The organism is Streptomyces sp. M92, from assembly GCF_028473745.1.
Classification (GTDB): Bacteria; Actinomycetota; Actinomycetes; order Streptomycetales; family Streptomycetaceae; genus Streptomyces.
The window spans coordinates 5,622,687-5,647,868 of sequence record NZ_CP101137.1 but is presented as its reverse complement, the minus strand read 5'-3'; the positions used below and the strand labels follow the sequence as shown (position 1 = coordinate 5,647,868).

The following is a 25,182-nucleotide window of genomic DNA, read 5'->3' as shown; positions in this document are numbered from 1 at the left end:
CACGAGGCGGACCAGGTGCGCCACCCTTTCCGGGACGTGGTCGGTCGCACGGTGACCGGGACGGCGTAATCGGCGTCGTCACCCTGCGGGAGGCGCCCGGCCGCGACGGCCGCGCGGGCAATTGAGCGGGTGGGTGAGTCGCAGACGTGCCTTGCGCAAGGACGCCGGTGCCTGGTCGACCCGGTGCTAAGGCGCCCGCCTTGGGACAGACCTCGACCTGCGAGCACGCACTGCCGCAGCGGCGGACGCAGCCTTCTCACATCTGGGTGCCGGTGCCTGACAGGGTGCCTTCGATCACATCGCGGAGTTGCGACCGGGCGGTGATGCCCAGTTTGGGAAACACCCGGTAGAGGTGGGAGCCGACCGTGCGGGGCGAAAGAAAGAGATTCTCTCCGATCTCGCGGTTCGTCAGACCGCGGGCGGCAAGTCGAACGATCTGCTGCTGCTGAGGGCTGAGCTGGGTGAGGGCACTGGGCACTACGCTGCTGGCTGCGTCGATGCCGGCAGCTCGAAGTTCTGCCTTCGCCCGCTCGATCCAGGGCCGCGCGCCGAGTCGTCGGAAGGTGTCGAGTGCCGCGATCAGCAGCGGGCGGGCCTCGGCGATGCGACGTTGTCTTCTGAGCCATTCGCCGTAGTCCAGCCGAGTCTGTGCCCGCTCGAACGGCCGCTGCTCGCCCGTGTCGTCCGCCAGCGAGGCCTGGAAGTACTGTTCTGCGTCCTCCGGCTCGGCGAGCAGAGCACGGCCTCGGTCGAGCAGTGCGCCGAGCCGTGCCGACACGCCTGTACCCAGGCGCCGCGCCGATCGCTCCAGCAGTTCGGCGGCGTCCTCCCGTCGGCCTCGGCGGACGGCCGCCGAGACGAGCTCGGCCAGGACGGTGTAGGAGACATGGTAGTGAACCGGACCGCCGTCGTCGGTGAAGGCGGAGCGGAACTGCGCGTACGCGGTGTCGTAGTCACCCTCGGCCACTGCCGCCAGGCCCAGGGCCCGGCGTGCGAACACCGCGACGGAGCGGCTCTCCAGCGGGTCGACGAGGACCAACGCCCGCTCGGCACTCCGTCGTGCGTCGGCCGCCTCGCCGAGCAGCGCGAGCACCGTCGCGTCGAGCACATGCGCACACGCCTCGGCGTGGTCCAGCCCTGCCACTGACGCCACCGCCGAAATCTCAGCGGCCACCGAACGGGCCTCAGCCCACCGGCCCTGCTCCAGATAGGCCCAGCCGACGGCACATCCCAGACCGTCCGGCAGCGAGCCACGGGCCTGCCACCGGTCGAACGCCTCGTCGAAGGTTCTGGCAGCCAGGGCGGTCTGATCCAAGATCCACGCCACGATGGCGAGCGCGGTCAGACTGTCGGCGTCGTCCTTGGCCGCAACGATCAGTCCGGGCAGCGCCGGGACGAGGGAGGCTCCCGCACCGCAGGGGTCGGAGACGGCCAGCACCCAGGCGCGCAGGGCACCCCTGCCGGTGGCGTCCGGCACACTGGTGAACAGGCTTTTGATGTGTTGTTGCTGGGACTCATCGCCCGAGTAGTAACGGACCACCGCCGCCGCGGCGAGCGCCTCCAGCAAGCGGGGCGACCGGGTGTCCGCGGCTTCCTCGGCGATACGCGTCAGCAGGGCGAAGGCCGCCGCATGGTTCCGACGCAGGGTCATGAGCTGCCCGGTGGCCAGCGACGCCCTGCTGATCAATGCCGGATCATCACTGTGCCCCCGGACCTCAGCGGCCAGGCGGTCCACCCAGCCGAGCTGACCGGTGAAGACGGCCATGGCGGCGGCCTCGGTCAGCAGCCGAGCCCGGCCCGCGCGGCTCGGGCTCAGCTCCGCGGCGCGTTCCAAGGCAGCGGCAGCGGCCGCATAGCCGCCCCGGCGCCGGGCCCGGTCGGCCGTCTGCCGCAGGGCGGCCGACACGTCCTCGTCGGGGCGTGTGGTAGCGGCGGCGAGGTGCCAGGCGCGGCGGTCAGGTTCCTCGCTCAGCAGCTCGGCGAGAGCGAGGTGCGCTTGCCTGCGTTCCTCGAAGGGCGCCGCATGGTAGACGGCCGAGCGGATGAGCGGGTGGCGAAAGGAGATCCGGAAGCCGTCTTGGCGTACGAGACCGGCCCGCTCCGCAGGTGCCCACGTCCTGTCGTCGGCCTGGGGGAGTCCCCGATAGGCAGTCGGGGCGTCCGTCGCATCAGCAGCCGCGAGAAGTAGGAGGGGTCGGCGAGTTACTTCCGGCAGGAACTGTGCGTGCTGCCCGAAGATCCGTTCCAACCGGTCGGTGACGGGCAGCGGGCCCTCCACGCTGCCGCCATCGAGCTGCCGGGTAGCGGTGGCGCGGGCCAGTTCGATCAGGGCGAGCGGGTTTCCGGCCGCCTCCTGCAAGATTCGCGTCCGGATTCGACCAACGGGTGTTGTCGGCTGTTGGTCGAGCAACCGGTTCGCTGCCTCACCGCTCAACGGACCGATGTCGAGACGGTCGTAGCCCTTGTCGAGCCCGGGCAGCGCGGCCGCGGCGCGCACGCCCACCAGCAGCGTGACGGCTTCGCTGTCCATGCGCCGGGCCACGAAGGAGAGAACGTCCAACGATGCGCGGTCGATCCACTGGGCATCATCGATCACCACGAGCAACGGCGCCGGTTCCGCCAGGTCAGACACCAAAGTGAGAACCGCAAGACCGACGAGCATGCGATCAGGGACCTCGGTGCGTTCGCCCAGCCCCAGGGCCGCCCGGAGCGCGGAGTGCTGCCGTGGTGGCAGGCTGTCCAGTTCGCCGAGCACCGAGCGGAGCATCTGATGAAGGCCCGCGAACGCAAGGTGCGCCTCGGACTCGCTGCCGACCGCTCGCAGTACCCGGCCGCCCTCGCGCCGCGCGCGGTCGGCCGCGAAGTCGAGCAGTACGCTCTTGCCGGCACCGGGTTCGCCCGTGAGGACCAACACCTCGCTGTGACATCGGTCAGTGGCGACGCGCCGCATGATTTCTGCGGTCTCGGTTTCCCGGCCCACCATCTTCAGATCAAGATCGCGTGTGGAGCCTTGGTCCCCTTGCGTCGTTCCACCATTTTTCACGATTGCTCCGGGAGTTGAGATTGGTCCGATAGTAAGAGGTCTCGACCTCCAGCGTCTCGATGCAGAGGGCGTGGGCGTCCAGCAGGGCCCCAACAGCACGCTCGTGTCCTGCCTCCACAAGCTGACCTGGCTGCTGACCGGGAACTTCCCCGGGCCCGGCGCCGTGCAGCCGCACTCGTGGATCGCCCCGCCGGCCCGCTGCACCATCAGCCCGCGCGGTACCCCCGTCAACGGCGCGGATGCCAGCGGCTGGTTCCCTGCGCCGTCCTGGCCGTCCTCGACGAGTCCACCGTCGCCATGGCCCCGCACCTGCTGTACGAGACCCTCGGCCCCACCCTCCCCGACGGTGCCCGCTCCGTCGCGGTGCTGTGGGCGCGCGCACGGCGCATCGCCAAGGTGTACGGCCGCTATGCGCCGGGCCGGACACGCGAGCGCCGACGCCTGGGACTTCGTCCCCCCATTCCGGCCACCGCATCCCGTTGCCCACCCTCGAACTCCTCGGCCTCCTCGTCGACCTGACTCTCCGTCCCGGCCGTCCACACCACCGAGGACGGGCGCCATGACTCGGCGAACGGGCAATTCACGCTGCACTTACATGTCTCCTGGAGAGCCTTGTCGGTCCTTCTGCCGTCCGGCTTCCGGCTGTCCGGGAAGGGCGTTCTCAGGATCGGATCGGAAGGCTCGGCACGAGGGCGCTTGAGCAGGAACGCTGCGAGCCGTGCCGGCCCCGCGGGCCGGCCGGGGTCACCCCGGATCGGGGGATCGGGGCGGCCCCGGCCGTAGGTCTGGCCGCGTTCGTGTCAGGCCGTGTCTGGCGATGTGTCGGTGTGGTCGGGGGCAGCTCGGTCGTCGATGACGATGCGGACGGGCTTGCCGTCGCTGTCGTGACATGGCCGGTCCGTGATCTCCCGGACGGCGGCGACGATCTTCCGCTGGAGGTGGTCGGCGATGGCCTGGGTGACGGGGTTGGATGCGCTGCGGGCCAGTTCGCCGAGGCTCGTGATGGCGGCGACGAGGCTGGGGCCGGAGAAGCGGACGCTTACGTATCCGTCGTGGTCGTCGACCTTGCCGGGGATGTGGAAGTGCTGTTCGCGGCCGGCGGTCTGGATGAGGAAGGCCCAGGTGTCGCGATGTGCTTCAAGCGTGGCGTGGGCGATGCCGGCGGCGGCACGGAGGGTCGCGTGGTCGGGTTGGGGGCCCGAGGACTCCGAGTCTGCCTCGTCGTGGCTGGGTCGGACGGTCGGCTCGTCGTGGGAATCAGGGCGGGGGTACGGCCCGGACCGGCCGGCGAGCTCGCTCGGCTGCGATGTCGGGTCCGTGGCGTCGACCGACTGGGATACAACTGCTCGCACGTCCGCCTCGAGCCGACCGATCATACCGTGGGTGGCGACGATCTCGTTGTTGATGTGGGTGAGTGGTCCGGTGATGAGGTCGGTGGTGCGTGTCATGGCGTCTCGGGCGACGGAGCGGATGTCGGCAAGACCGGAGCTGATGGCTCCGGTCGCGTCCCGGCGGATCTGGTCGATGACATGCTGCTGGTCGGAGACTTGCTGTTTGAGCGCGGCGACGCTTTCGCCGATGTTTTTGACCTGTCGCGCGATCTCACCGAGTGTGGCCCTGTCTGCACTGCCGAACGGCATGGTCCCCCCATACGGTCACAGATGACGACCTTGAAAGGGTGAAGGAAGGGAGACTTGTCGACAAGGATGCGTTCTGGCCAGGGGCCGCTGCTTGTTCAACGGCTGGTATTACTGGGGCATGCAGGAAGAGACGGCACGCTCCGCGATCGACATGTTCATCTCCGCGTTCAACACCTCGGACGACAGCTATGTGACTGCCCTGCTCTCCCAGGCCCTGACCTCAGACGTGGTCTTCTGGGGACCGTTGGGTCGCAGCGAAGGAATCGCGGCGGTCGAGCGGTTCGTGCTGGACATCCGGCGCCACCCGGCGGGGACCGGCACGATGGTGCGCTGCTCGGCGGTGGACATGCCTGACGAGTGGGCCCGGTACCAGTGGGTCTTCACCACGCCGGATGGAGGCCCCCGCCTGGCGGGAACGGACGTCGTCCATCTGCGGCGGAGCCTCATCGACCAGATCATCGTCTTTGCGGGGGAGATCGAACCGTCCGCCTCCTGAGTGGTTCTCCTGGCGCTGTCCTTCTCGTGAACTTGTCCCTTTCGACACTCCGGGGCTGTGGTTGGCGGTCTGTCAGGCAGCGCCGCTGAGACGGCGTCCGCCCCAGCGGATGCCATTCGCTGCGGATTCTCGCGCGCATTCCTTGCGTTGGGCGGCGAGTACGTCCTGGTGACGGGCGTTGGCGTTGGGCCAGCGCAGGCAGCGGTGCAGTGCCTGGGTTGGCGCGGGGCCGGGGCGGCTGGGCGGTGGAGGTTGGCCAGGGCGAACTGCCGCAGCGGGCCGAAGTGGACCTCGATCGGATTGGCCCAGGAAACGCGGGCCGGGGTGAAGCACAGCTCGACCCTCGGGAGCACGGTGCGGACGGCCCGCACCTTGGATTCGGCGCGGCTCCTTGTGCGTGAGGGCGGAGCGGGGGAGCGTTTCGGGCACGGACGGCCGGGTCAGCCCGTCTTGACGAGCGTCAGGGTGAATCCGTCGTTGAGCTTGCCCGCCCGCGAGAAGATCGGCAAGTCCGCCGCTGAGGGCGTACGTCGTCCTGGCTGCTCCTCGGTCACGTCACCGGTGACCGGCTCGGTGACGGTGCCGGTGACCGTCACGGTTGCCGTCTGCCGACCGTTTCCGCGCGGACAGCTTCACCTTCTGCGCGTCCCCGGAGTGCTGGACCGGCACCCGTACCAGGGAGCCGTCAGCCATGGCGATGACCGACGGGTCGCCCTCCGCGTACTCCACCGCGGCCATCCCCACGTCGTACAGGAACTCGGGGATGTGGAGGGTGCCCTGGGGCAGGTCGTCCCGGAGGAAGACCGAGGGGTTGCCTTCGGGTCCGATGCGGAACACGGTCGGGGCCAGCTCCCCGACGGCGTACGCGGTGACGTCGGGGCCACCGTCACATCGAAGATCAGGAAGCTGGGCGTCACCTCCAGGTCCAGGTCGCCGGCCTCGCCGACCGCCCCAAACCGGCGGAGGTCCGGGCGGCACTCGACGCGTGAGCCGGTGACCCCGGCCTACCGCCTTGCGCCGGTGTGTCCGGCCGCCGAGGACAGCGGCCGGAGTCGTCGTGTGCGGTTGTCCCGCCGACAGGGCAACCGCTGTCACGGCCCGCCTCGGGGTGCGGGCACAGGAATTGGACGGCGCAGACGGGTGGACCGTGAGGCCACACTCACCCTGAGTGACATGGCAGAGCGCGTCGCATACGCGTGCCCCGTGCAAGGGCCACGCGCAGGTTACGTACAAGGATCGTTCGGTGAGGGCGCGGAAGGCAGAGGCCGGCGGGCGTGGGGCCACGGTCCCCCGATACGCTGCGGGAAGCCGCCGCCGGGGGAGGGGCATCACCGGCTCGCGACGGCGTGCGGGCGACGTTCGTCCGGTGAGCGCGGCGGGCCGCCGGTGCAGGCCGCCGCGCACTCCTTGGACGGTTGTCAGTCGTCGAGCGCCTCCAGGACGTCGGCGAGGTCGACGAACTTGAAGCCGGTGGCCTCGCGATCGCCGTCATCCGGGGTCATGTGGCCGTCCTGGACGACGAGCAGGCCGTTCGGGTACCTGCTGCCGAGAGGCTCGGCGAGTACGTCCGCGCCGTCGCACTCCTCGGAGCCGTCCAGCGACTCGGAGGCGGCCCTCACCTGGAAGCCACCCTCGTACTCGTAGTCGTCGGAACGTTCACGGTCGTAGGCGACGAAGGTGTCGTCGCCCTGGCTGGAGGCGAGCAGGTAGCCGTCCCCGTCGTCCTGCTTCAGCAGGGTCAGACCCTCGACGTCCGCCGACAGCCGGTCACCGCCGAAGCCGGGGTCGTCACCCGCCACGCACTCGTCGGCCGCCTCGTCGTACGCGGCCGGCACGCCGTACTCGCGGACCTTGTCCTGCAGGACGGGAGCGCCCTTGAGATCGGCCGGCAGGCGCCAGATGCCCACGTCCTCCTGCCCGGCGAAGAGTGTGCCGGTCTTCGGGTCGACGACCATGCCCTCGACCTGGGGGCCCTCGCCGGGATCGCCGCAGGGGGACCACTTCGAACCGTCGGGCATCGTGAAGGCGGAGGGCAGGTCCAGGGTGCGGACCTTCCGGTAGGACACAGTGCTGTCTGCCGTCGTGGTCAGCTCCAGCAGCGCGATGCGGGTGGTCGCGTTCTGGCTGACGAGAGCGTAGGACTTGCCGGTCACGGAGTCGGTGTACGTGGCCAGACCGTAGGCGGTGCTCTCCTCGTTGACCTCCTCCTGCGAGCCGGAGAAGATCCACGGCGCCGAGGGGTCCGTGACGTCGGTGAGGGGGGCGTCGGGCCGGTCTCCGTCGATGCGGTAGACGCGCAGCTTGTCGCTGCCGCGGTCGCTGACGACCGCCACGTCCGTGTCGCCGGAGCCCAGGGACGTGCCGTGCACCAGGTCGACGTTGTTGAAGCGGCCGGGCGCGTCATCTGCTCCGGGCGCCGTGGGGGCGGGGACCGACTGCACCTGCCGGGCGTCGAGGTCGTAGACCCGCAGGCCGCCCTCCTTGGCCGTGGCGATGACGAGGCTGGCGTCCGGGTCGGCGGGGTTGCGCCAGATCGCAGGGTCGTCCGCGTTCGCGTTGCCGCCCTCGTCGTCGTCGAACAACGCGGCGGTCTCGGCCCGGGGAACGACCTCGGGCGGTGCGGCCGCACCTGCCGGAGTGCCGGATGCCGCACCCGCTGCGAAAGCGAGGGTTGCGGCCACCGCGACGGCACCGGACCGGCGTCTTGTGAACGCGCGCAAGAAGTTCTCCTCTCAGGGAGTGGACGGGACAACACCGCATGATCACAAGGGCACGCGGAATGTGGGCGACGTGTCGGCAACTCTCCGTCGACGGGCCGGTGTCTGACAGGTGATTGTCGGAGATGTGTGATTGGCCGGCGGTGGAGGCCCGGTTCCGGGAGCGCGTCGACCACGGACCTGGGCACCGCGCGGAACTGGCTGACCTGGGCATCCGCCGGTGGAGGGTCTGTGCTTCAAGAGGCTGGGGGAGCGCTATCGCCCAGAACGTGCTCAGGTGGTGTGGCTTGGCGTCGCGTGCGAGGTTGGTTGACGGGTTCCTTCTACAGCGACCGCGACGCCCGCCCGCTGGCGCACCGACTCGAGCAACCGTCCGGCGCCCGCCTCCCGGCCCTGGCCAATGTCATCCGCGAGGATCAGCGCGCGGTCGTGCAGGGCAGCACCGCCCCGTTCAACTCCTGCTCCGGCGGCAGAGGCCGTCGCCGACTGCTCCGCCCGCAGTAGGCGTGAACCCTGCCGGCGGCGGATGGGCGATCGCCCCCGCATCGGGCATTCTGGTTGGTACACCCTGATCCGGCCGCACGAGGGGAGCGCCGCATGCTGCTGATCGACGTGTACGTACCCAGGAACGCCCTGAGCGACGAGGAACGGCAGATGCTGGCCCAACGACTCATCGACACGCTCATGACCGAGGACGACAGCCACGCCGCCGAGGTCCTCGACGCCCAGCGCAGGCTCACGCAGGTGCTCGTGCACGAACCGGCAACCTGGGTCCTCGGCCGGCGCCCGAGGACGGACCCGGCGGACCCGCCCCGCTACCTGGTGCGGGTCACCGTCCCGGCGTCGTGGCGCAAGGAGATGAGCAGCTACACCGTGGAGATCGTCACCGAGGTCCTGGCGGAGACCGAGCGGGCAGCCGGCCGCGACCCCGAGCGGGTACGGCGCGAACCCGACGCCGTGGTCCTGGTCGACGGCATCTCCGAAGGCGGCATCGGCATCCACGGCAGGGCCGTGAGCAGCCTGGACCTCATGGAGCTCGTCTCCCGCCCCTACCGCGACACCGCCCCGCCCGGTGACGGCGCCCCGCCCCGTGACAGCGCCCCAGCCCGCCCGGCGCCCCCGGCTACCCGCAGTCGGCTCACCGACCCGGTGTGCGGGATGAGCGTCGACCTCGCCGACTCCCCGCCCACGCTGGTGTACGAGGGCGTCCTGTACGGCTTCTGCCACGGTCTGTGCCGACGGTCCTTCGCCGACGAACACGGGCTGCACGGACAGTACGGCACTGCCTCCCAGCAGACGGAGGATCCTGCCTGAACCGGAGAGAGCACGGCGAGGACGAGCGGGTGCCGAAGACGCCCGGCGGACTCCGGCGTCCGAGCGGGCGAGTTCGGACAAGGTGACCGCTCTTGTAGAGGACTTTCCGTCCGTGGGCGGTCAGTAGCGCGGCACCGCCCGCGTTCAGATCGATGGCCCAGGTCACCGACTCATCCTCGCTCAAGTTCGAGGACCTCGCCGATCAGCTCGGGCAACGTCGTCTCGTCGTCGGCCACCCGCCGCGACGGCCTTCGCTCACCTCCGGCATCGAGCACCGGGCAGTGATGCTCGCTCTTGCTCGCGTCCGTTCCCGCCCACAGTTGCGGCACCTGTGCCTCCTCGACGATCCGTGTTCCTGGTCCCAGCAGACGACCACGCCGACCCTGAACCCGACCCCCGCCCGGGCGCACCGTCGCGTCCGGTCACGGACAGGTTCGCCGGGAGCTTGGGGTGTTGGGCGTGGACGGGCTTCGTCAACCCTCCGTAGGCTGGTGATCGCCTACGAAGGGGGCCGGGTGAACGGCAATCCGCTGTACCACTGGACAGTGCTGGCGGTGTCCACGGTGCTACTGCTGCCTGTGCCGGTGGCGATACTGGCCGGGTGGACGCCGCCGTGGTTGCGCAAGAGACAGGCCGGGTTGCGGCTTCGCGCCTACGGCATTCTGTGCATCTACGCCCTCATGCTTGTCAACGGCATCCCTCGCATCGCTGACGTGTCATTCGAGATGGTCATGGTCTGCATGACCGTCGGTTTCGGCTTCATCGCCGCCGCTGCGACCCTCTTCCTGCTCTCGGTGCGCAAGGACTCAGTCGCCCGGACATCTGGCCCTGTCGAACCCCTTGAAGGCTGAGAGACAGCTTGCTCGCCTGCGGCGTGACGGAGTTGGTCAGGCTCTGGTTCGAGATGATGTCCGCCCCAGCGGATTCACTTCTCATCTCGGATGCGGGCGCGTTCCTCGCGCTGGGCGGCGAGCACGTGGGGGTGGCGGGCGTTGGCGTCGGCCGGTTGCGGCAATGATGGTGACGACGTGGACTGGACGGTCTGCCGAACTCACCAGCGTTCCGCCGGAGCCAGGAAGAGGGGGGCGCCCGGCCGGTCGGAGCCCGGTGATCAGGCACTCGGACGTCCCGTGGCGGGCTGAGCACGTGGACCCACATGGCCAGTGACAGCCGGGCTCGGCCTCTGGCCGTACACGTCACCGCCGGTCAGATTGGTGACGTGCGAGCCTCCGTGGCGGCCCCGGCCAGGATTCGGATGCCGCGCAGCCGACCCGAAAGGCCAAGTACCCGCCCGACAACTGTCCTGGCGGATCGCGCCTATCCGTCCCGCGGGATCCGGGGGCACCTTCGTCGCCGAGGCATCCGGGCTGTCAGCCCGCAGGCCACAGTCCGGATCGGTCACCGCCCTCGGCGAGGCCGTGCCGGATGCCGCCCGGCCAGCTTCGACGCTGAGAAGGACGAGGAGAGGAACGCCGTCGAACGGTGCATCGCCCGACTCAAGCAGTGGTGCGGCCGGGCCCTGCGGACCGACAAACTCGCCATCGCCGGCCGGGCCGCACTCCACGTCGCGTCCATCCGTGTCTGGCGCGTCAGTGACATGACTGCGGAAGCTACAGACCCAAGCTCAAGACGAAGCCCGAGAAAGTAGGGGCTACGACCCGCCACTGGCACAGAAGGGGGTCCGTCGGAGCCGGACGGCTGTGTCCCGCAGCCTCGAAGCGGCCCGCCCCCATCCCAGTCCTGCTGCTCCCCGGTGCCCGGCCCAACCGTGCGAGCGGCCTCGCTCGACGGCGCGGCGTCGTGTCCCGCGGCTGCCACCGGCCGGGCGGCAGCCGCGTGAACAGGGGAGGGGGTCGTGCGTCCGGGCGGGCGGTGCGCCTCGTCGGACGTTGTGGGCCTCTGCGGCCAGGCCGGGAGCGAGCGGCGACATGAGGCCGGGGGAGGGCCGGCCTGGAGGCTGGCGTCTCCGCTTCCTCCAGCTATTGGGCTTGCTTCGACTCCAGTCGTCCCAGCGGATGGGCGTCACCGGCGAGAGTGGCCTGCGCCGTTTCCCAGTCGGTGTCGTCGACGCCGGTGACGTGGCGCAGGTAGGCAAGGGTGACCTGCTGGACGAGGGCGACGCGCTCGGGGTTCTCGTCGGTGGTCTCCGCCGCCTCGTAGCCGGCGATGCCGCCGAGGGAGTGTTCCCCGCCGAAGACCGTCAACAGGCTCTTGTCGCCTCGGGCAAGGGTGTAGGGGTCGGTCGTCCAGGACGGCCCACGTGTGGAGAGGGGGAGTTCGTCCTTGTCGCCGGCGACGACGAGCCCGGGCGCGGTGATGTGGGAGAAGTCCTGCGCGCGCAGCCAAGGGGCGTTTTCCAGGGCGAAGGGCGTCAGATCGTCACCGCCCGCGCCGGCCGTGGCCAGCTGGACGCTGGCCATGACCCGGGGGTCGGACAGATCCTCCGCGGTTCCGGTCCGGGTGTCCGTGACGCGCAGGCCCACGAGGATGCCCGCAGTCTGACCGCCGAAGGAGTGCCCGGCGGCGACGACGCGGCTGTGGTCCACGCGGCCGGGCAGGGACGACTCCAGGACATCCAGTGCGTCGAGGATCGTCCTCATGGCCTGCACGCGGTGGTGCCACAGATGAGGCCTGCGGGGGTCGTCCGCGGCGAGGCCGAGGCGCCTGGAGTCGAGGTGGGTCGCCTGGAGCACCACGAAACCGTGGGAGGCCCAGTGGTCGACCAAGGGCGCGTAGCCGTCCAGGTGGGAGCCGAAACCGTGCGCGAACAGCACGATCGGCAGCTCGGTGCCGGTGACCGGTGCGGAGACGCGGACCTGCAGGCCTTCGTCGTGCTGGGGGGCGGGCAGCACGACCGGTCGGACGGACACGGTCGGGGCGGGCGCGGGACCGGTGAGGCCGGTCGCGGGGTATGTGGTCATCAAGTGGCTTCTTCCTCGCAGAAGACCCCGGCGAGGCGTACGCCGGGCCGACACCGGTTACGCTAAAACCTGACGCTGACGTCAGAGGCAAGTCGCGGAACGGCTGCCGCACAGGAGGGTCAATGCGCATCGGAGAACTCGCCGCTCGGACGGGCGTCAGCGTCCGGGCTCTGCGGTACTACGAGGAGCAGGACCTGCTCGGCGCCGAACGCAGCCCCAGCGGCCAGCGCCGCTACCCCGAGAGCGCGGTCGACCGGGTCAGGCTGATCCAGCAGCTCTACGCCGCCGGGCTGTCCAGTAGGACCATCACCGAGCTGCTTCCGTGCGTCGTCGACGGCCGCGCCACCCCTGGCCTGCTCGAGCGGCTGGCGGCGGAGCGCGAGCGGGTCGACCGGCGCATCACCGACCTCCTACACGCCCGGGACCGGCTCGACTCGGTCATGACCGCCGCCACCGCCAACTTGCGCACCGGTGCCTCCTGCCGCCGGGAAGCCCCTCACGGGGCCGCTGAGACCGGCCCCGCGGGCCGGTGAGCCGTGCACGGGCCTGAACAGCCGCATGGGCGTGGCAGCCGTTCGACAGCCCTCTACTGATTTCGCCTGGCAAGGGTGAGGCTGGTTCGTCGAAGGCCAGTCCGGTGCCGGCTGTGAAGCCGTCGCCCGAACCGGCCCCTGTCCTCACGCCGGTCCACCGACGGTCTGCCCGGCGACGGCTGGCGAACGCCGTGCGGACGGGTGGTGCAGGGCCGGGGGTGTGGCGGGCAACGACGGGTTGCCGGTGGTGCGCCGCCGGCTTGAAGAGCGGGAGGCGTTCCGCGAGCTGGTGGCCGTGTGGCACCCCTCGCTGTGGCGCTATGTCCGGGCCACGGTCGGCTCCTCGCACCTCGCGGACGATCCTGCTCAGGAGGTATGAACCGCTGTGGTGCGCGGTCTGCCGCGGCTGCGGCAGGCGGAGCGGTTCGTCCCCTGGCTGTTCACCATCGCCCGGCGCACGGTCACCGACCATCTGCGGCAGACGTACGAGGCTCCGGAGACAGCCATCGAGGTCTGGCCGCGCTGCCGCCTTCGGAGCGCGAGGTGCTGATCCTCTTCCATCTGGAGGGTGCTCGGCGTACGGGTCGACACTGTCAAGAGCAGGCTCCACCGCGCCAGGCGCATGCCGCGCGACCACCTCGCCGAGAAGGGATAGGAGGCGTGAGCGAGCAGAACCGCTCGGCACTGTGGGCCGTGCCCGAGCAACTGGAGCGGGTGTTGGCCACGGAGGTGTCGCTGCGGTATCGGCTGCGCCACGTGGCAGTGGGCCTGGTCGGCAGCTGCGGCGCCGCCGTGATCGCGGTGCTGTGGCCACCGAGCCGCATGCGCTGCCGCCGCGTGCCCAGGCCGTCTTCGCCGGACTGATCGCCCTCGGGCCCGCCTCGGCCGGCTTCGCCGGCTGGGTGCTGAGCAGGCGTCGGCCGCTGTTCGCCAAGGACCGGGTGCTGTCCGCCCGGATCGCACTGGCAGTGCCCGCGGTGACCGCTGTGGTCGGGGTCATCGTCACCGCCGCTGCGGTGCTCGCTCTGGTACGGGCGCGGCACCGACGAGGCGAGCTACTGCGACTGCGGGATGCCTTGCGACAAGGTGCCGCCTGAACAACCGGGTCCGTCCAACCGAGAGCACCTTGGTCGTCCGGGAGACATACATGAACGACAAGACCTGCTCCAGATAGGTTGGGTGAACAAGGTCGTCGGCCTGGCCACTCGACACTCGCACGTGTCGGCAATGGCTGAGGAACTCTTCCCAGGATGCCTCTGCGCACCGACGCCGAGAGCTTGGCTATTCAGATGCCGTTGGCGATGCGCTCGTGGTTCCGTTCGCCCTCGCGGGTCTGGATGCCGGCGGCGAGCAGCTTGTGGGCGAGTTCGGTGACGTCGTCGCCGAACGCCGCGTACAGGCCCTCGTTCTCCACGGCGTATGCCGTGTGGGGAATCGGAGGAGCGATCGCGTCGACCGCGGCCTTGGTGATGGAGACGACCTCCGGTCGCAGGCCGGCGATCCGCCGGGCCAGGGTGCTCACGAATGCGCGTTCCTGGGCTCTGTGGGGGACCCGGGGCGCGGCATCAGATGCCAGAAACCTCAGTTACCTCATATGACTTAAGTCACTCCTGTGGTGGTCGGCGGGAAGAGGCCGTGAAGCGTCTCCCCGCCGGCTCGTGAACCGGCGGGGAGACGCTTCACGGACATGGCCGGGCGTTCGGGGTCACTGGAGGGTGATGTTGTCCAGTTCGGCGTAGCCGATGCCGCCCGCGAAGCCCGGGGAGCCCTTGGCCAGCCGGATCATGTTGTAGCCCGCGCGCAGGTTGACGTTCACGGTGGCGGTCCCGGTGGGCTTGCCCCAGCCGGAGCTCGTCGGCGGGTAGGTGACGGTGGACCAGGCGCCGCCGTTGTACGCGAGTCCGTGCGTGGCGTTGGCGCCGGTGGCGTTGGCGTACTTGATGCTCATCGAGTACGTGCGCGCGGTCGGCACGTGCACGAGGAAGTCGACGAAGCTCTGGTCGCGCATGTCGGCGGAGTTGTCGATCTGCCCGACGTAGCTGCCGTTCGACGCGGAGCTGGAGCTGTGGGTGTTGGCGTTGACGACGGTGGCGTTCTCCGCCTCGTAGGTCTGCTGCCAGGTGGGCGTGCCGGAGGTGGGGGTGACCAGCAACTGGTACGCCACGACCGCGTTCATGCCGCTGACGGGGACGGTGATGCTGCCGTCGGAGGCCACGGTGTACGTCTGGGTGGAGACGGTGACCGGTGCGGACTGGTTGGTGTGGCGGCCGGTGTCGTTGGTACGGGACAGCGTCACGTTCACCTGGGATCCGAGGGCGCCGACGCCGTTGATTTTCACCGTGTTGTCACCGCTGTCGCCACCGAAGACGACGTTGACCTGCTTGCGGCTGGCGTCGTAGGAGGCCACTCCGTCGAGCCAGGACTGCGGCACGGTCTCGACGATGTTGCCGGACTGGTCGCCGTACCACTTGTAGGCCCAGTAGGACGCCGTGGGCTGGTCGTTGTGGAGCAGACCGTTCATGGTGCCGGCCTCGTACCAGTAGGCCCGCTCGGCGTCGTGCACGCCCGCGCGTTCGAACTCGGCCATGTAGTGCACGGCCACGCTGGGCTGGTCGACCTGGCTGGGCGAGGCGTACTCGTTGATGGAGATGGGGCGGTGCGACAGGCCGAGGGAGGATTCGACGGCCCGGAAGTCGTCGACGTTGGCCTGGACGGTCTGCCAGCCGCTGTTGGTGCCGAGCTGGTGCCACACCATGACGTCGGGCAGGGTGCCGGTGTCCCTGGCGTGCTTCATGAAGGCGTACATCCAGTCGTGGTCGTACTCGGCGGTGCCGGGACCCGCGATGGGCGTCTTGGTGTCGATGCCGCGGATGATCTCGTAGCTGCGGGTCCACATGTCGTGGAAGGAGCCCTCGGTGTCGTCGAGTCTGCCCTCCCAGGTCCAGTCCGGCTCGTTCCAGATCTCGTAGCCGGCGATGTTGGTGGTCGTGGTGGCCGCCATCCGCTCCTGGATCATGGTGGTGAGCTTGGACTCCCAGTCCGCCCAGCTGACCCAGTTGTAGGGGAAGGCGCTGAAGATGTCGGAGAGTCGCAGGTACTGCTGACCGCCGGCGGAGGTGACCTTGTCCGCGACCTCGAGTCCGTCGCAGCACGGGGTGGTGGCGCCGTTGCCGAGCTGCTGGTTGCCGGGCGGAGGCTGCGTGAGGGTGTTCAGGTGCAGGGGGTAGAGCCGGCTCAGTGAGGGCGCGGTGGCTCCTTCGTCGACGCCGTAGAGGCCGCCCGCGGCGACGTGGGTGACCGGGCGGACGGTCGTGCCCACGTTCACGGTGAGGGTGTTGCCGGCCGCGTGAGCGGGGGCTGCCACCACGCTGCCGGCGGCGATGACGGCGATCCCGACGGTGGCGTGTGCGACGGCGCGACGCAGACGGGAGGATCTGCCGGTGGTCGGAGTGGACTCACGGAAGGGGCCGGAAGACAACCGGCGGTGTGGCCAGAACATGGCGGGCCTTTCGGGTGGGGGGCCGATATGAGGAAGCGCTTCCTCACCAGGGCGCGTCCCACGTCTGAGGGGAAGGGGTGTGGGACGCAGCTGTGCGTGGCGCGGGCTCACGGAGGAGCATGCCGGGAATCGCGTTGCGGAAGCGCTGTGTTGCGCCGATGTTTCACCCGGCGTCCGAGTCGCGTCAACAGGTCGGGTGCGGTGAATTGCCAAAAAATTCGCGGGAGTTGAGGAAGCGCTTCCTCGACTGGGCGGTCAGGCCCCGGCCGACGCGGCCGCGGTGGAGCTCCTGACCAGGACCGCGCACCGGTGCAGCCGGACGCCGCCGCCGACCGGCCTGCCGTCGATCATGTCGAAGAGGTCGCGGACCGCCGCGGCTCCCAGGGTGTGCAGGTTCATGTCGACGGTGGTGAGCGGCGGGTCGCTCTCCAGGGCGAAGATGGGCCAGTTGTCGAAGCCCGTGATCGCGACGTCCTGCGGGACCCGCAGGCCGGCGCCACGCAGTGCCTCGGCGACACCCGTGGCGATCTGGTCGGAACCGCAGACGATCGCGTCCACGTCGGGAGCCTTCGCGAGCAGCCGTTCGGCGAGCACCCTGCCGGACCGCTGGGACCACTGCCCGTGCAGCACCTCGTGCGCGAGGGGCAGCCCGGCCTCACGCAGCGCAGCCGCGATGCCCCGGCCGCGTTCCCGGACCGCCCGTGCCTCCTCGGGACCGGTGATGACGGCGATCCGGCGCCGGCCGCCGGCCAGGGCGTGCTCGGCGACCTCGCGGGCCCCGCCCTGGTCGTCCGGGACGTGGACGACGTCCGCGGCGACGCCGGTCTCCCCGTAGACGTAGACCACCGGCTGCTCCAGGAGCCGTGCGACCCGCGGGGTCGGGGTGTTGTTGTCGCCCACGACGAGGACGCCGTCGACCTGCCGCTCCGCGAAGCGCTCGACGATCCGGCGCAGTCTGGCCCGGTCGCCCCGCGCATCACTGACGGTCATGCTCAGGTCGATCTCGCTCAGCGCCTCCTCCGCGCCCAGCAGGATGGGCAGCACGAAACGCTGCGCGTCACTGTCCACCACGACCAGCCCGACCGTCCCGGTACGTCCGCTCATCAGGCTGCGCGCGATCCGGTTGGGCGTGTACGCGAGTTCGCGGGCGGCCTGGAGTACCCGGGCACGTGCCTCATCGGAGACCCGGGCCTGGCCGTTGATCGCCTTGGAGGCCGTCGTCAGGGACACCCCGGCGCGGCGAGCCACTTCGGACAGAGTCGTCGAACGCCCAGACTGCATGCGCTGATTCTGGCAGCCGTCCGGGCACATCGGTGTGCCGGGTGACCGCGCGGCCGCGTTGCGGTTCGGCGTGGGACGTCGCCGGTCCGTCGTTGAGCGGCCCCGCGGCAGGTCATGGGGGCCGGCCCCGAGGCAGGTCCCGCGTGAGCGGCACAGTTGGCGACAGTACGGGTATCAGTCCTTGACCGCCCCCGCGGTCACGCCCGCCGCCACATAGCGCTGCGCCAGGACGAGCAGGACCGCGGCGGGCACGGACGCGACGACCGCGGTGGCCATGATGGCGTTCCACTCCTGGTTGTTGTTGCCGATGTACTGGTAGATGCCGAGGGTGATCGGGCGCATCTCACCGCCGCCGTCGAGCGTGCTCGCGAAGACGAAGTCGGACCAGGCCCACAGGAAGCTGAAGAGTGAGACCGTGACGACGGCGTTGCGGCTGACGGGCAGGACCACCGACCAGAAGGTGCGCCAGGTGCCGGCTCCGTCGACGCGGGCGGCGGCGAGGAGTTCACCGGGCAGTCCCGACATGAACGCGGTGAAGATCATCACGCCGAACGGGACGGAGATGGTCGAGTCGGCGATGATCAGCCCCCACCAGGAGTTGAGCAGACCGAGGTCGAGGAAGACGCCGTAGAAGCCCATCGCCATGACGATGCCCGGGATCATCTGCGCGATCAGCAGGGCGAGGCCGAGCACTCCGCTGCCCGGGGGACGCAGCTTGGCCAGCGCGAAGCCCGCCGGGGCGGCCAGGACCAGGGTCAGCGCGACCGTGCCGAGACCGATGAGCAGGCTGGTGCCGAGGTAGGGCAGCTGGTCGTCGAGGACGGCACGGTAGCCCTCGAAGGTGGGGCGCAGGGGCAGCAGGTCGGGCGGTGACTTGCGCATGTCGCTCTGCGGAGTGAGGGAGACGTTGACCATCCAGTACACCGGGAAGAGCATCACTGCGGTGAGCAGGAGGCCGACGACGGTGCGGTGGCGGGAGCGGCGGGCGGTCATGCTTCCTGCTTCCTCTGGACGCGGATGTAGAGCAGACCGAAGACGAGGGCGATCAGGATGAGCAGGTTGCCCACCGCCGCGCCGGCCCCGAACTTCGGCATCAGGGTGCCGAAGCCGAGCTGGTACGACCAGGTGGCCAGGGTGGACGAGGAGTCGCCCGGGCCACCCTTGGTCATGATCCAGATCAGGTCGAACACCTTGAGCGTGTAGACGAGTCCCAGCAACAGGGTGATCGCCGAGACCGGACGCAGCAGCGGAAAGGTGATGCGCCAGAACTGCTGCCAGCCGCTCGCGCCGTCCAGGGCGGCGGCCTCGTACAGCTCGGCGGGGATGTTCTGCAGGCCGCTGTAGAGGATGACCAGGTTGAACGGGATGCCGATCCAGATGTTGGCGATGATGACCGAGGCCAGCGACCAGTCCGGAGAGGCGAGCCAGTCCACCGGACCGACGCCCACCAGGCTCAGCGCGTAGTTGGTCACGCCCGACTCGCTGTTGAACATCCACGACCAGGTCGACGCCGACACGATCAGCGGCAGCAGCCACGGGATCAGGAACAGCGCCCGCAGAGTGCCGGACAGCCGGAACCCGCGGTTGAAGAAGACCGCGAGGGCGAGGCCCGCGGTGTACTGGCAGGCGATCGACACGAGGGTGAACACCATGGTGTGCGTGAGCGCCGGCCCGAAGGTCGGGTCGTCCAGCACGGTGCGGAAGTTGTCCAGCCCGGAGAACGGGGCGTCACCGGAGACGAACGATCTGACGGTGTAGTCCCGCAGGCTCAGGTCGAGGTTGCGGTACAGGGGATACAGGTAGAACGCGGCGAGGTAGAGCGCCAGCGGTGCGAGGAAGGCCAGCGCGGTGAGCCGGCTCGTGCGGCGCTGCCGCCGCTGTTGTGCCGAACCGGTCGTCACGGGACCGGTGGCGGTCGTCCCGGTTCGGGGCCACCGGTGGGGGCGGTCGGCGCGGGTGATGGTCATGCGGTCTCCTGAGTACGGGGGCCGGCCGGGGCACCGTGGTCACGGGAGGCGGCGCCCCGGAGGCGTTGCCGTGCGCCCTGTCGGTGTCAGCCCTGGCCCTTGCCCGCGGCCTCCTGTGCCTGCGACAGCGCTTCCTTCGGGCCTTGACCGCCGGAGAGGGCGCTCTGCACGGCCGTCCACATCGCTTCGGAGATGACCGGGTACTCGGTGCCGAGTCCGTCACTGGTGCGGCCGCGGGCCGCGGCCACCGCGGTGACCCACGGCTCCAGCTTGGCGTCGGCCTCGACCTGCTGCTTCTGCGCCTCCTCGGTCGGCGCGACGTACGTCAGGGTGGTGTCCGTCTTCAGCAGGTTGGCGGAGCTGGTCAGACAGGTGACGATCTTGCTGCTGGTCTCGTAGCGCGCCGTGTCCTCCTGCACGGGGACGGTGACGAACTCACCGCCGGTCGGCACGGGCGCCGAGCCGCCGTGCCGGCCAGGGATGCTGATGACCCCGTACTCGAAGCCGGCCTTCTCCGCGTTGCCGAGCTGCCAGGTGCCGTTCTCGGCGAACGCGTAGTCACCGGTGGCGAACTCCTGCCAGCTGGTGGTCTGGGTGTTCTGCAGGACACTCTTCGGCGCGTACCCGCTGTCGACCCACTGCTTCCACAGGGACAGCGCCGCCTCGCCCTCCGGGGAGTCCAGCTCGGTCAGGTCACCGCCGGCGCCCCAGAACCACGGCAGGAACTGGAAGCTGCCCTCCTCGGTGTTGATGGCGGAGAAGGTGATGCCCTTCATGCCCTTGTCCTTGACCTTCTTCAGCGCCGCCGTCAGCGAGTCCCAGTCCTTGACCGAGGCCGGGTCGACACCGGCCGCGTCCAGGACCTCCTTGTTGTAGTACAGCGCGAGAGTGTTGGCGCCGATCGGAGTGCCGTAGGCGGCTCCGTCGATGGTGCCGGCGCCCAGGATGTTCTCCTGGACCGCCCCGGTCTCCAGGCCGACGTCGGTGACCTTGTTGAGGATCCCCGCCTCCACCAGCGTCGACACGACCGGGTTGTCCACCAGCATGACGTCCGGGGCGTTGCCCTGCTGCGCGGCGAGCAGCGCCTTGTTGCCGAGGTCCGTGGTGTCGTACGCGGTGCGCTCGACCTCGACCCCGACCTCCTTGCCGCACTGCTCGACGAGCTTTCCCCACTGGGAGGAGGTATCGAACTGGGGATACGGGTCCCAGAACGTGTAGGTTCCGGAGCCGCCGGATTCGGCGTCGGAGGAGCCGGCCCCGCCTCCGCAGGCGGCGACGGTGCCGAGCGCCGCGATGACGGCGACAGCGATCGGAAGGCGGCGGGTCTTTCTCATGGTGACCTCGTTGTCTTGGCGGAGGAGCTGGCGAAGGAGCGACGTGCTGAGACAAGAGCGGTGCGGGCAAGCGCCAGGTTCGAAGCGACGGGCGGCTCAGAGCGTGGGGATCCACACGCGCATGGAGCTGTCCTGGCGGTTGGCCCAGGCGTAGTAGGGCACGGCGGTGAGTTCGACCGGTTCGTCGCTGTGACCGGGGTCGGCACCGTCGGCGTTCACGTACGGCCACCAGCCCGGGTCGCCGATGGTCCGGCGCCGGCCCGCGGCCACGACCGTGGTGACGCCGCCGAGCAGGTCGGGTCGGTGCTTGACGGCGAGCGGCCGGGTGGTGTCGAGGACGATGTCGTCCAGGACGCCACCGGGGTGGTCGACTCCTTCCAGGCAGTACACGAGAGGCCCGCGTTCGATCGCGACGCATCCCCGGACGGCGTCCACGCGCGGGTCGGCCACCGTCAGCCGGGCTTCCAGGGTGAGTTCGAGGACCACCCGGTCACCGGGGGACCACGTGCGTTCCAGCCGCAGCCAGCCGTCGGTGACGGATGCGTCGGTCGCGTCGAGGACCGTGTCCCCGCAGCGCACGCGGTACTCGGCGCACCACTGCGGAACGCGCAGCGAAAGGGTCCAGGGCTCGTCGGCCGGCGTCTCCTCGACGGTGAGGGTGACCGTGCCCTGCCACGGATAGTCGGTCTCCGAGCGCACCACGACCGGCGCGCCCCGCACCTCGCCGGCGTAGCTGCCGGTGACGTACTGGTGGATCTGCAGGCCGCGGTCGTCGCTGGAGGCGAGGTAGTGCTCCAGGGAGGCGAGCAACCGCATCACGTTCGGCGGGCAGCAGGCGCAGCGGAACCAGCGTGTGCGGCGGGCGGACTGGTCTCCGCCGGTGTCGGTGTGGCCGTCGCGGACCTGGAGCGGGTTGACGTACAGCCAGCGCTCGCCGTCCAGCGCGACGCCGGCCAGGAAGCCGTTGTAGAGCGTGCGCTCGACGAGGTCGGAGTAGCGGGCCTCGCCCGTGAGCAGGGCCATCCGCCAGCTCCACTGGACGGAGGCGATGGCGGCGCAGGTCTCGCAGTAGGCGCGCTCGTTGGGCAGCTCATAGGGGTCGCCGAAGTCCTCCTCGTCGTGGTGGGCACCCAGTCCGCCGGTGATGTGGGTCTTGGTGCGGGTCATGGCGTCCCACAGCCGCCGCGCGGCGACACGCAGTCCTTCGTCGCCTGTTTCCGTCGCCAGGTCGGTGACGGCGGCCAGCAGGTAGAGCTGGCGCACGGCATGGCCTTCCACATCGGTGGCCTCACGGACCGGGACGCGGTCCTGGCAGTACGCCTCGCCGCCGAGCAGACCGTGGCCGAAGCGGTCGACGAAGTATCCGGCGAGGTCGAGGTAGCGGCGTTCGCCGGTCTCGCGGTACAGCTCGACCAGGGCGGTCTCGATCTCGGGGTGGCCGTCGACGCCGTCGATGGGCTTGCCGCTGCCGGGCGGACCGAAGACGGTGTCGATGTGGTCGGCGAACTTCACCGCTACCGCGAGGAGATCGGGACGACCGGTGCTCCGGTGGTGGGCCACGGCCGCCTGGATCAAGTGTCCGGCGCAGTAGAGTTCGTGGCCCCAGCGGAGGTCCTGGTAGCGCTGGCCGCCTTCGAGCAGCTCGAACCAGGTGTTCAGGTAGCCGTCGGGCTGCTGGGCCTCGGCGACGAGGGAGACGATGCGCTCCACGTCGTCCGCGAGCCGGTCGTCGTCGGCGGAGCTGGGCTGGGCGAGCTGCCAGGAAGCGGCCTCCAGCCACTTGTAGACGTCCGAGTCCACGAACGGATAGGCGCCCTGGAACCTGCCGTCGGCCAGGCCCGCCACGATCCGGAGATTGCGCAGATTGCCCGCCGACTCCAGCAGGGCAGGACCCTGGGGGATCGAGGTGCGGGCGTTCACCTGACGGCGGGTGTGCCAGAAACCGGCGAGGACCCGGGCGTCGGCGGGGGTGAGCAGGGCCCTGGCGCCCGGACCGGGACGTATCGGGCCGACGGGGACTGCGGCCCGTTCGAAAGGGCGGGACGGGGGTGCGACACGACCAGGGCTGGGCATGGCTCTCCGGAAAGTAGTGAGGAAAAGATCTCCGGCATGCTCGGTGTGTACGGCGTCCCGGAGAGGGGCTGACGGGCTGTGGCGGGCTGAGTTCGGCAGAGCCCGGCGACCGTCTCGACCTGTCCCGGGCAAACCTGAGCAATCGTTTTCCTAGCGGAAACCTAGGAAGGGCATGCGGCAGAGTCAAGGGGTGTGCAGCGAGTATCGTGGGGATTGGCAGGAGACTGGCCAGGGATTACAGGAGGCTGGCCAGGGATTAATGGCCGTGTCAGGATGCTGGAGCACAGGTCAGGAAGGAAAAGGTTTGCGCGTGACCGCTGAAGCAGATTCCCCACCGGCCGGGAGAGCGCGGCTCGCAGACGTGGCCAAGCTCGCGGGCGTGAGTGTCGGGACGGCGTCGAAGGCCCTGAGCGGAAGCGGCCGGATGCGGCCCGAGACCCGCCAGCGGGTCCTGGACGCCGTCGCGACGCTCGGCTTCCGGCCCAACCCGCAGGCACAGAGCCTGCACACGGGCCGCAGCTGGACGGTCGGCCTGATGACCACGGACGGCATCGGCCGCTTCAGTACACCGGTGCTACTCGGGGCGGAGGACGCCCTCGGCGCGGGCAAGATCTCCGTGCTGCTGTGCGACACCCGCGGTGACGGCATCCGCGAGCAGCATCACCTGCGCAACCTCGTGGACCGCCGGGTCGACGGCATCATCGTGACCGGCCGGCGAACCGACCCCCGCCCGCCGCTGAAGGGAGTGGCACCCATCCCGACCGTCTACGCCCTCTCTCCCTCCACCGACCCGGAGGACATCTCCGTCGTCTCCGACGAGCTCAGCGGGGTGACCCTGGCCATCGAGCACCTGCTGGCGACCGGCCGTACCCGCATCGCCCACCTCACCGGGCCGGCCCATCACGCCGCCGCGCAGAACCGGGCCCGGCACGCCAGTGAACTGCTCGCGGCCGCCGGTCTCGAACTGTCGACGACCCGCGTGCACTTCGGCGAGTGGAGCGAGGCGTGGGGGAGACGCGCCGCCGAGGCGGTCCTGCGCACCGCGCCCGACACGGACGCCTTCTTCTGCGGCAACGACCAGATCGCCCGGGGCGTGACGGACACCTTGCGCGAAGGCGGTGTGGATGTCCCCCGCGAGGTCGCCGTCGCCGGTTACGACAACTGGGACACCATGGCGCTGGCCAGCCGACCGCCCCTCACCACGATCGACACCAACCTCGCCGAAATCGGCAGACAGGCAGCACTGCGGCTACTGAGTGCCATCGACTCCGAGCGCGAGTCAGGCGTGCACACGGTTCCGTGCCGGCTCGTGGTCCGCGATTCGACCTGAGTGGCCGTTCTCGATGGCCCGAAGAGAGAGTGGGACTCGTCGGCGCCCACTCACTTCGGTCCAGCTTCCGATGCGGTGGTCCGGGCTGCCATGCCTGGCCTTCTCGACCAGCGTGCAGCCGCTCTTGTGATGGAACGGAGCAAGCTGCCCCGCATGTACGCAAGAGCTGAATCCCGCGGCGCCGGGCACGGTGGCTTCGCGACCGTTCTTGCGACGGCCGTGGAAGAGTCCTCAACGCCGGTCACGAGTGCGCAAGGAGCGACTCCGTGCAGCCCGTCCAGGTTGAGCTGAGCGCCGGTTCGGACGAAGTCGTCCGGCTGTGTTCGGGTCATGCAGGTGCGAGGGACTGGTGGCACGGTTGTGCGGTGCCATCCCGGACGGGGGGCTCACTCGTGAGATTGTCGACCGAAGTGTCCAGTCACAGGCATGGCGACCGCCGTTGCGGGATGCTGCCTGCCACCGAGCTACAGGATGTGTCCCCACAGGGAACCTTGCCGCCGATCAGGCGCCATCACAGTTCAGACCGCCCGAGCAGCCCGGTGCCATCCACTCAGCACGTCACCACGTGGGAGGCGAACCATCATGACGACCCGACAGAGCAGTACCTCCTGCGGCACGGATCCGCCGGTTCGGCGCGAGGTCGTCCTGGGCGTGGAGGCCCACGGCGAGGTTCACGTCGCCGCCGTGGTCTCCTCGCTCGGGAAGATCTTAGGCACAGAGCCCTTTCCGGCCACGGCGGCTGGCTACCCGCGCTTGCTCGTCTGGCCCGAAAGCGGGGGACGGCGCGCCGGTCGGCGTGGAGGGCACTGGTTCATTCGGAGCGGGCCAGTCCCGGTACCTGCTGGTTCAGCACGTCCAGGTACTTGAAGGGAACCGGTCCGACCGCACGGCCCGCCGTCGGCTCGGCAAGTCGGACCCGCTCGGCGCTCAGGCCGCAGCGCGAGCCGTGCTCAGCGGTCGCGCCCAGGCCCGGGTGTGTGCAGCGCCTGGAACGAACACCACATCCCAGGAGAAAACTTGCATTCACCTGGCGT

24 protein-coding genes and 2 pseudogenes are annotated in these 25,182 nt (G+C 69.9%); 12 read left to right on the top strand and 14 right to left on the bottom strand.

From position 1 onward, the window contains the following. Window positions 1–256: 256 nt before the first annotated feature. A complete protein-coding gene (locus tag M6G08_RS25555) occupies window positions 257–2,983 on the bottom strand; it encodes a helix-turn-helix transcriptional regulator (protein ID WP_272591426.1) in 2,727 nt (908 codons plus the stop codon). Between the two features lie 237 nt (window positions 2,984–3,220). Here M6G08_RS25555 and M6G08_RS25550 point away from each other — a divergent pair, with 237 nt between their 5' ends. Continuing rightward, entirely contained in the window at window positions 3,221–3,562 is a 342-nt protein-coding gene (locus M6G08_RS25550) for a hypothetical protein (protein WP_272589490.1), read from the top strand. Window positions 3,563–3,843: 281 nt separating this feature from the next. Here the strand turns inward: M6G08_RS25550 and M6G08_RS25545 are convergent, their stop codons facing one another. Continuing rightward, the gene (locus M6G08_RS25545; RefSeq protein ID WP_272589489.1) at window positions 3,844–4,683 is read right to left on the bottom strand and encodes a hypothetical protein; all 840 of its coding nucleotides are present in this window, start codon (window positions 4,681–4,683) and stop codon (window positions 3,844–3,846) included. A gap of 118 nt (window positions 4,684–4,801) precedes the next feature. Between M6G08_RS25545 and M6G08_RS25540 the strand changes: the two genes are divergently transcribed. Continuing rightward, the gene (locus M6G08_RS25540) at window positions 4,802–5,179 is read left to right on the top strand and encodes a nuclear transport factor 2 family protein (RefSeq protein ID WP_272591425.1); all 378 of its coding nucleotides are present in this window, start codon (window positions 4,802–4,804) and stop codon (window positions 5,177–5,179) included. 72 nt (window positions 5,180–5,251) lie between these two features. On the opposite strand, the pseudogene M6G08_RS25535 reads toward M6G08_RS25540, so the two are convergent. The 3 genes and pseudogenes from M6G08_RS25535 to M6G08_RS25525 form a co-directional block, all read right to left on the bottom strand. Continuing rightward, window positions 5,252–5,523: pseudogene (locus M6G08_RS25535) on the bottom strand (IS630 family transposase); the annotation flags it as partial. 211 nt (window positions 5,524–5,734) lie between these two features. Further along, complete coding sequence (locus M6G08_RS25530; RefSeq protein ID WP_272589488.1) at window positions 5,735–6,016, bottom strand: hypothetical protein; 282 nt, start codon at window positions 6,014–6,016, stop codon at window positions 5,735–5,737. A 581-nt stretch (window positions 6,017–6,597) separates the two neighbouring features. Then, on the bottom strand, window positions 6,598–7,899 hold the full coding sequence (locus tag M6G08_RS25525; RefSeq protein WP_272589487.1) for a phytase: 1,302 nt from the start codon (window positions 7,897–7,899) through the stop codon (window positions 6,598–6,600). A gap of 306 nt (window positions 7,900–8,205) precedes the next feature. On the opposite strand from M6G08_RS25525, the gene M6G08_RS25520 reads away from it, so the two are divergent. Together M6G08_RS25520 and M6G08_RS25515 are read left to right on the top strand one after the other, a co-directional pair. Beyond that, the gene (locus M6G08_RS25520) at window positions 8,206–8,400 is read left to right on the top strand and encodes a hypothetical protein (protein WP_272589486.1); all 195 of its coding nucleotides are present in this window, start codon (window positions 8,206–8,208) and stop codon (window positions 8,398–8,400) included. 93 nt (window positions 8,401–8,493) lie between these two features. Then, the gene (locus M6G08_RS25515) at window positions 8,494–9,210 is read left to right on the top strand and encodes a hypothetical protein (protein ID WP_272589485.1); all 717 of its coding nucleotides are present in this window, start codon (window positions 8,494–8,496) and stop codon (window positions 9,208–9,210) included. A gap of 170 nt (window positions 9,211–9,380) precedes the next feature. Here M6G08_RS25515 and M6G08_RS25510 read toward each other — a convergent pair whose 3' ends face one another. Next, on the bottom strand, window positions 9,381–9,539 hold the full coding sequence (locus tag M6G08_RS25510) for a hypothetical protein (protein WP_272589484.1): 159 nt from the start codon (window positions 9,537–9,539) through the stop codon (window positions 9,381–9,383). A 162-nt stretch (window positions 9,540–9,701) separates the two neighbouring features. Between M6G08_RS25510 and M6G08_RS25505 the strand changes: the two genes are divergently transcribed. Further along, window positions 9,702–10,061: a hypothetical protein gene (locus tag M6G08_RS25505; protein WP_272589483.1), complete on the top strand. Its 360-nt coding sequence runs from the start codon at window positions 9,702–9,704 to the stop codon at window positions 10,059–10,061. 99 nt (window positions 10,062–10,160) lie between these two features. Continuing rightward, window positions 10,161–10,858, top strand: a pseudogene (locus M6G08_RS25500) (transposase); the annotation flags it as partial. A 331-nt stretch (window positions 10,859–11,189) separates the two neighbouring features. On the opposite strand, the gene M6G08_RS25495 reads toward M6G08_RS25500, so the two are convergent. Then, complete coding sequence (locus tag M6G08_RS25495) at window positions 11,190–12,131, bottom strand: alpha/beta hydrolase family protein (protein WP_272589482.1); 942 nt, start codon at window positions 12,129–12,131, stop codon at window positions 11,190–11,192. A 122-nt stretch (window positions 12,132–12,253) separates the two neighbouring features. On the opposite strand from M6G08_RS25495, the gene M6G08_RS25490 reads away from it, so the two are divergent. The 5 genes from M6G08_RS25490 (at window position 12,254) to M6G08_RS25470 (ending at window position 13,761) form a co-directional block, all read left to right on the top strand. Continuing rightward, window positions 12,254–12,664: a MerR family transcriptional regulator gene (locus M6G08_RS25490; protein WP_272589481.1), complete on the top strand. Its 411-nt coding sequence runs from the start codon at window positions 12,254–12,256 to the stop codon at window positions 12,662–12,664. Between the two features lie 220 nt (window positions 12,665–12,884). Then, window positions 12,885–13,043 (top strand): RNA polymerase sigma factor, encoded by a 159-nt coding sequence (locus M6G08_RS25485; protein ID WP_272589480.1) that lies wholly within the window; start codon window positions 12,885–12,887, stop codon window positions 13,041–13,043. A 6-nt stretch (window positions 13,044–13,049) separates the two neighbouring features. Then, on the top strand, window positions 13,050–13,214 hold the full coding sequence (locus M6G08_RS25480; RefSeq protein ID WP_272589479.1) for a sigma factor: 165 nt from the start codon (window positions 13,050–13,052) through the stop codon (window positions 13,212–13,214). A gap of 110 nt (window positions 13,215–13,324) precedes the next feature. Beyond that, the gene (locus M6G08_RS25475) at window positions 13,325–13,528 is read left to right on the top strand and encodes a hypothetical protein (RefSeq protein ID WP_272589478.1); all 204 of its coding nucleotides are present in this window, start codon (window positions 13,325–13,327) and stop codon (window positions 13,526–13,528) included. Then, the gene (locus M6G08_RS25470) at window positions 13,471–13,761 is read left to right on the top strand and encodes a hypothetical protein (protein WP_272589477.1); all 291 of its coding nucleotides are present in this window, start codon (window positions 13,471–13,473) and stop codon (window positions 13,759–13,761) included. Before M6G08_RS25475 ends, M6G08_RS25470 begins: the two co-directional genes overlap by 58 nt. 188 nt (window positions 13,762–13,949) lie before the next feature. On the opposite strand, the gene M6G08_RS25465 is transcribed toward M6G08_RS25470, so the two are convergent. From M6G08_RS25465 to M6G08_RS25435, 7 genes are all read right to left on the bottom strand, one after another. After that, the gene (locus M6G08_RS25465) at window positions 13,950–14,186 is read right to left on the bottom strand and encodes a hypothetical protein (RefSeq protein WP_272589476.1); all 237 of its coding nucleotides are present in this window, start codon (window positions 14,184–14,186) and stop codon (window positions 13,950–13,952) included. Window positions 14,187–14,369: 183 nt separating this feature from the next. Then, window positions 14,370–16,163, bottom strand: a complete 1,794-nt coding sequence (locus tag M6G08_RS25460) for a carbohydrate-binding protein (RefSeq protein WP_272589475.1) — start codon at window positions 16,161–16,163, stop codon at window positions 14,370–14,372. A 255-nt stretch (window positions 16,164–16,418) separates the two neighbouring features. Continuing rightward, window positions 16,419–17,444, bottom strand: coding sequence for a LacI family DNA-binding transcriptional regulator (locus tag M6G08_RS25455; RefSeq protein WP_272589474.1), 1,026 nt, complete (start codon window positions 17,442–17,444; stop codon window positions 16,419–16,421). Window positions 17,445–17,618: 174 nt separating this feature from the next. Next, window positions 17,619–18,437, bottom strand: coding sequence for a carbohydrate ABC transporter permease (locus M6G08_RS25450; RefSeq protein ID WP_272589473.1), 819 nt, complete (start codon window positions 18,435–18,437; stop codon window positions 17,619–17,621). Beyond that, window positions 18,434–19,411, bottom strand: coding sequence for a carbohydrate ABC transporter permease (locus M6G08_RS25445; protein WP_272589472.1), 978 nt, complete (start codon window positions 19,409–19,411; stop codon window positions 18,434–18,436). The genes M6G08_RS25450 and M6G08_RS25445 overlap by 4 nt, the downstream gene beginning before the upstream one ends. A gap of 86 nt (window positions 19,412–19,497) precedes the next feature. Beyond that, window positions 19,498–20,745, bottom strand: coding sequence for a sugar ABC transporter substrate-binding protein (locus M6G08_RS25440; RefSeq protein ID WP_272589471.1), 1,248 nt, complete (start codon window positions 20,743–20,745; stop codon window positions 19,498–19,500). A gap of 96 nt (window positions 20,746–20,841) precedes the next feature. Then, window positions 20,842–22,818 carry a glycoside hydrolase family 127 protein gene (locus tag M6G08_RS25435; protein WP_272589470.1) on the bottom strand — a complete coding sequence of 659 codons (1,977 nt, stop codon included), beginning with the start codon at window positions 22,816–22,818 and terminating at the stop codon, window positions 20,842–20,844. A gap of 310 nt (window positions 22,819–23,128) precedes the next feature. Between M6G08_RS25435 and M6G08_RS25430 the strand changes: the two genes are divergently transcribed. Further along, window positions 23,129–24,148: a LacI family DNA-binding transcriptional regulator gene (locus tag M6G08_RS25430; protein WP_272589469.1), complete on the top strand. Its 1,020-nt coding sequence runs from the start codon at window positions 23,129–23,131 to the stop codon at window positions 24,146–24,148. Window positions 24,149–25,182: the final 1,034 nt, after the last annotated feature.

Coding starts and splice junctions, on each gene's coding strand:
- M6G08_RS25450 (WP_272589473.1), bottom strand. CDS start 18,437: ATGACCGCCCGCCGCTCCCGCCACCGCACCGTCGTCGGCCTCCTGCTC.
- M6G08_RS25555 (WP_272591426.1), bottom strand. CDS start 2,983: ATGGTGGGCCGGGAAACCGAGACCGCAGAAATCATGCGGCGCGTCGCC.
- M6G08_RS25495 (WP_272589482.1), bottom strand. CDS start 12,131: ATGACCACATACCCCGCGACCGGCCTCACCGGTCCCGCGCCCGCCCCG.
- M6G08_RS25515 (WP_272589485.1), top strand. CDS start 8,494: ATGCTGCTGATCGACGTGTACGTACCCAGGAACGCCCTGAGCGACGAG.
- M6G08_RS25540 (WP_272591425.1), top strand. CDS start 4,802: ATGCAGGAAGAGACGGCACGCTCCGCGATCGACATGTTCATCTCCGCG.
- M6G08_RS25455 (WP_272589474.1), bottom strand. CDS start 17,444: ATGCAGTCTGGGCGTTCGACGACTCTGTCCGAAGTGGCTCGCCGCGCC.
- M6G08_RS25435 (WP_272589470.1), bottom strand. CDS start 22,818: ATGCCCAGCCCTGGTCGTGTCGCACCCCCGTCCCGCCCTTTCGAACGG.
- M6G08_RS25490 (WP_272589481.1), top strand. CDS start 12,254: ATGCGCATCGGAGAACTCGCCGCTCGGACGGGCGTCAGCGTCCGGGCT.
- M6G08_RS25545 (WP_272589489.1), bottom strand. CDS start 4,683: ATGCCGTTCGGCAGTGCAGACAGGGCCACACTCGGTGAGATCGCGCGA.
- M6G08_RS25440 (WP_272589471.1), bottom strand. CDS start 20,745: ATGAGAAAGACCCGCCGCCTTCCGATCGCTGTCGCCGTCATCGCGGCG.
- M6G08_RS25445 (WP_272589472.1), bottom strand. CDS start 19,411: ATGACCATCACCCGCGCCGACCGCCCCCACCGGTGGCCCCGAACCGGG.
- M6G08_RS25460 (WP_272589475.1), bottom strand. CDS start 16,163: ATGTTCTGGCCACACCGCCGGTTGTCTTCCGGCCCCTTCCGTGAGTCC.